The organism is Sphaerochaeta sp. (assembly GCF_050178175.1).
Taxonomy (GTDB): Bacteria; Spirochaetota; Spirochaetia; order Sphaerochaetales; family Sphaerochaetaceae; genus Sphaerochaeta.
The window spans coordinates 1-3,874 of sequence record NZ_JBFXGH010000165.1; the positions used below are offsets into that span (position 1 = coordinate 1).

Annotated in this window: 4 protein-coding genes and 1 pseudogene; 1 reads left to right on the forward strand and 4 read right to left on the reverse strand. The window is 44.9% G+C overall.

The features are described 5' to 3' along the window. From AB7S66_RS11825 to AB7S66_RS11835, 3 genes and pseudogenes are all read right to left on the reverse strand, one after another. Window positions 1-339 (reverse strand): annotated as a pseudogene (locus AB7S66_RS11825) (carbohydrate ABC transporter permease); the annotation flags it as partial. Next, entirely contained in the window at window positions 336-1,178 is an 843-nt protein-coding gene (locus tag AB7S66_RS11830) for a carbohydrate ABC transporter permease (protein ID WP_428520257.1), read from the reverse strand. The gene AB7S66_RS11830 and the pseudogene AB7S66_RS11825, both read right to left, overlap by 4 nt. Before the next feature lie 83 nt (window positions 1,179-1,261). Further along, window positions 1,262-2,605 (reverse strand): ABC transporter substrate-binding protein, encoded by a 1,344-nt coding sequence (locus tag AB7S66_RS11835; RefSeq protein WP_428520259.1) that lies wholly within the window; start codon window positions 2,603-2,605, stop codon window positions 1,262-1,264. A gap of 471 nt (window positions 2,606-3,076) precedes the next feature. Between AB7S66_RS11835 and AB7S66_RS11840 the strand changes: the two genes are divergently transcribed. Then, window positions 3,077-3,478: a hypothetical protein gene (locus tag AB7S66_RS11840; RefSeq protein WP_428520261.1), complete on the forward strand. Its 402-nt coding sequence runs from the start codon at window positions 3,077-3,079 to the stop codon at window positions 3,476-3,478. Here AB7S66_RS11840 and AB7S66_RS11845 read toward each other — a convergent pair. Further along, on the reverse strand, window positions 3,465-3,874 hold a 410-nt coding region (locus AB7S66_RS11845; protein ID WP_428520263.1), incomplete at its 5' end, for a GGDEF domain-containing protein. The two genes, AB7S66_RS11840 and AB7S66_RS11845, sit on opposite strands and share 14 nt — an antisense overlap.

The window sequence follows — 3,874 nt, forward strand, 5'->3', positions numbered from 1 at the left end:
ATAATAGACAAAGTTGGTGAACTTTGTTTTCACCCTGGTTATATACCATGCCAGCATGCTCGTGACCAATGAGATGCTGATCACGGAGAAAACGGTGATGAACAGTGAATAGCCGAATGCATCAAAGAACTCAATCTTTGCTGCCCCTGTTATGTAGTTCTCCCCTCCTGCATAGGTTTCAGGATTGGGAAATGAGAATGGTTCATTGGAAATGAACAGCTTTGATTTAAAAGAGTTCATCAATACGATCAAGATGGGGGAGATGAACAGGATGGTGAGGAAGGAAAGGATAATGATCAAACCATAATTGATCCGTTTCTCTTTGGTTTGCATGTTCATGCCTCCACCTCCTTGTTACGGGTCAGACGAAGCTGGCTTAGGGCAATGATTGCAACCAAGATGGTGAAGAGCACTGCTTTTGCCTGACCTACCCCTTCGAAGCCACTGCGGCCATAGAAGGTGTTGAAGATGTTGAGTGCCAACATCTCTGTCTGCTTTCCAGGAGCACCGGCTGTGAGAGCAAGGTTCTGGTCAAATAACTTGAATCCATTGGTAAGGGTCAGGAAGCTGCAGATGGTAATTGATGGCATGATTGAGGGAAGGATGACTGAACGCAACATGGTCCATCTTCCGGCTCCATCTATTTGTGCCGCTTCAATGAGATCATGGGAAATATTCTGAATACCGGCTATGTATATTACCATCATGTATCCGATATTCTGCCAGTTCATCAGGACAACCAAGCCCCAGAATCCATACTTTGGATCACTGACGATGGTAACTCCCTGCCTGAGAAGAATGCCATTGATGATTACCTGCCAAATCCAACCAAGGACAATGCCTCCGATCAGGTTAGGCATAAAGAATACCGTTCTGAAAAGGTTTGTTCCCTTGATATCTCTGGTAAGCAACATCGCTAGTGCAAAGGCTCCAAGGTTTATGGTTATCACGGAGACTATCGTAAAACGAATGGTAAACCAGAGAGCTGAAAGGAACTCCTTGTCAATGAAAATGTTCCTGTAGTTCTCCAGACCGTTGAATGTTGCATCCGTTACGGTACTGAACTTGAAAAAAGAAAGAACCACCCCCATAACCATTGGGATCAGAAACGCAATAGCGAAGCAGATCAGACCGGGAAGCGCAAATAAAGCAAAATATTTCTGTATGGACTTTTGCATGAGGGACTCCCTTGTAAAACAGGTAAACCGCCTTGCCTTCCAATGAAGGTAGGCGGTTTCTCCTAACATGTTTTCTACGACGGTTAGTTGGTCAAGTCGTACTCAATCTTCCAAGCATCGACTGCTACCTTCTCTACCTCGTCCCAAGTCATCCTACCAACGCTGTACTCAGCAAGAGCTGCACCGAATTTATTCTTCCACTCTTCACTAGGAATGATGGAGAATGCCCAAGGAACCGACTTGATACCAGGCTTGTTCATCCAGCGGATGACTTCCTTGGCCAATGGATCGGTGGGAAGCTCGCTATCCTTGAAGGAGTTGAACGGTGTGATGAACATCAGGTCATTCTTTACGAACTGCTTGCCTGTTTCGCTGGCGAAGAGCCATGTGAGGAACTGGTCAGCCATTTCCTGTTGTTCTGCACTTACATTGCTGTTGATGCAGAGGTAGTTTTCAGTTCCAACATTCAGGCCTGCATTCTCCTCACCTTCAATCCCGGTGTAGATGGGCAGGAACTTGATGTCGGAATCAGCAACCTTGTTTCCCTTGACACCAAGGATCTGGCTGGCACCCCAGTTGCCGTTCTGTACCATGGCAGCCTGACCAAGTGCAAACTCTGCCATTGAGTCATCAACACTCTTGCTTCCAAGCAGGCCAGGAGCAGTGGTGCTGTTGTTCAAATAGAGATCCCATATGTTCTTCATGTTTTCACTATAGGTGAATTCAAGTTCAGGGACGCTCGATCCAGCAGGAATATTTCTCGCTACCATCTCAAAATGGAGAGGAACGTTTACCAAATGGGTCTGCCACCTCCACTGATTACCTGCAGACAGGCTGGTGGAAGCAAACACACCCTTGATACCCAAGGCATCCTTGTGCTTGGTCATATCCTCAACAACTGCCTTGAGGGTTGCAAAGTTATTGATCTCATCTGCACTGGAGATGGATACAGCCTTGTCAGGAAGTGCAAAGTACTTTCTCATGATTGCATCGTTGTAGATGATACCATAGCCTTCAACAGCATACGGGATAGCCAGGACTTTCTCACCATCAGTAAGAGCCATTGACTTGTCGCTGAGGATGCTGTAGAAATCAGTGTTTCTCAGGTCAGCGGTATAACTCTTGCTCTCTTTCAAACCTACAGGTCCATTGGTCTGGAAGATTACGGGAGGATTGCTTTTTGCAATTTCACTCTTGAGCGTCTGAGCGTAGGTACCACTTGCAGCGGTAACGACCTTCAGCTTGATTCCAGTCTCCTCTTCAAAAGCAGGAGCAATCTTGGATTCGTACACGTCAGCAATCTCTGGCTTGAAATTCAGGAAATACACTTCCTTTGCGGGAGCGGCTTCCTCGGCACCAGCTGCAAATACAACCGACCCCATTGCCATCATGACAATCAAAAAGGCAATAAACAGATGTTTTTTCATTGATTCATTCTCCTTTGGTGTTACCGTAATCATTAGGGAGAAGAATTTCTCCCATCATTTTTCTTCGGTACACCTTTATACTAAACCGGTTTTATAAACCGGTCAACTAATTTCGTATATTACTTTTAGTAGTATATTATCACTCTTAGTAATTTTATGATTATGTATTCTGTTCTTTCGGTAACAGAACCAATCTCAAAGAAACAAACCGTTCACTTGTATTCAAGAATGATATGGTAAAGACAAGAAATTAGTATTGTTTTTGCCGACTTACCCATATAGAATGAAGATAGAGACGTGATTTATCCCCCAACTTGCAGCGTCCAAAAACAAATCGCTAAAAGGAGCCCTTCAATGTTGTATGTACAGAACCATGTTCCTTGCAAAAGGCCTCCTAAGAAACAGGAGGCAGTGTATGACTTGATGAAAAAGTGCTGATCGACACGTAAATCATCACACAAGGAGCATAATATGCAATACACACCCGTGTATAAACACACAGGCTATCAGATCACCGAGACATACTGTGTTGAGGATGTAACCTATACTGCTGAGATCACCATAGCTCAGCTCAGTTTTTCTACCGGCATGGCCGGATTTGACCCATTTCATGCAACCATCAATCTTTTCGGACCTGAGACCTTGTCACTCGGGATAATCCAAGTCAATTTTCCCAAGATACTGGCAAGGGAAGAACATCATCCCTTGAGAATGCTGGTAATGGAAAGAGAAATACATTCTCCAAGCAGACGAGAATTTTCTCCCTATGGAGAGAAGATGCTGAAGGAAGCTGTGCTTGCATTCTTGGAAGAGAGAAAACGATATCAGACAACCGGCCTGATTTGTAGCAGTATTACGTTCAACTGTTCGTAAACAGTTCCACACGGTTTTTCCCCATCTCCTTGGCTCGATAGAGGGCTGTATCCACCTGACGGAAAATCTTGATCTCGGAATCATCAGGGAGTACGGGAGAAACCCCGAAACTGGCTGTAATCTTTCCCACCTGTTCAAATACGTGGTTCTCAATATTCTCTCGTAATGATTCTGCGAGTGCCACTCCATCACGTTTGGTAAGAATAAGGAATTCCTCCCCTCCCCAACGGGCAAGTGATTCTCCATCCAGCAGTTGTTCTTTTACCAAAGCAGAAAGTTCTTTCAGAAGGAGATCCCCCCGTTGATGTCCAAAGGTATCGTTGACCAGCTTGAAATGGTCCAGATCAAAGAGGATAAGTGCCGATACTGCAGAACCACCTTGCTTGTTCTGCAATA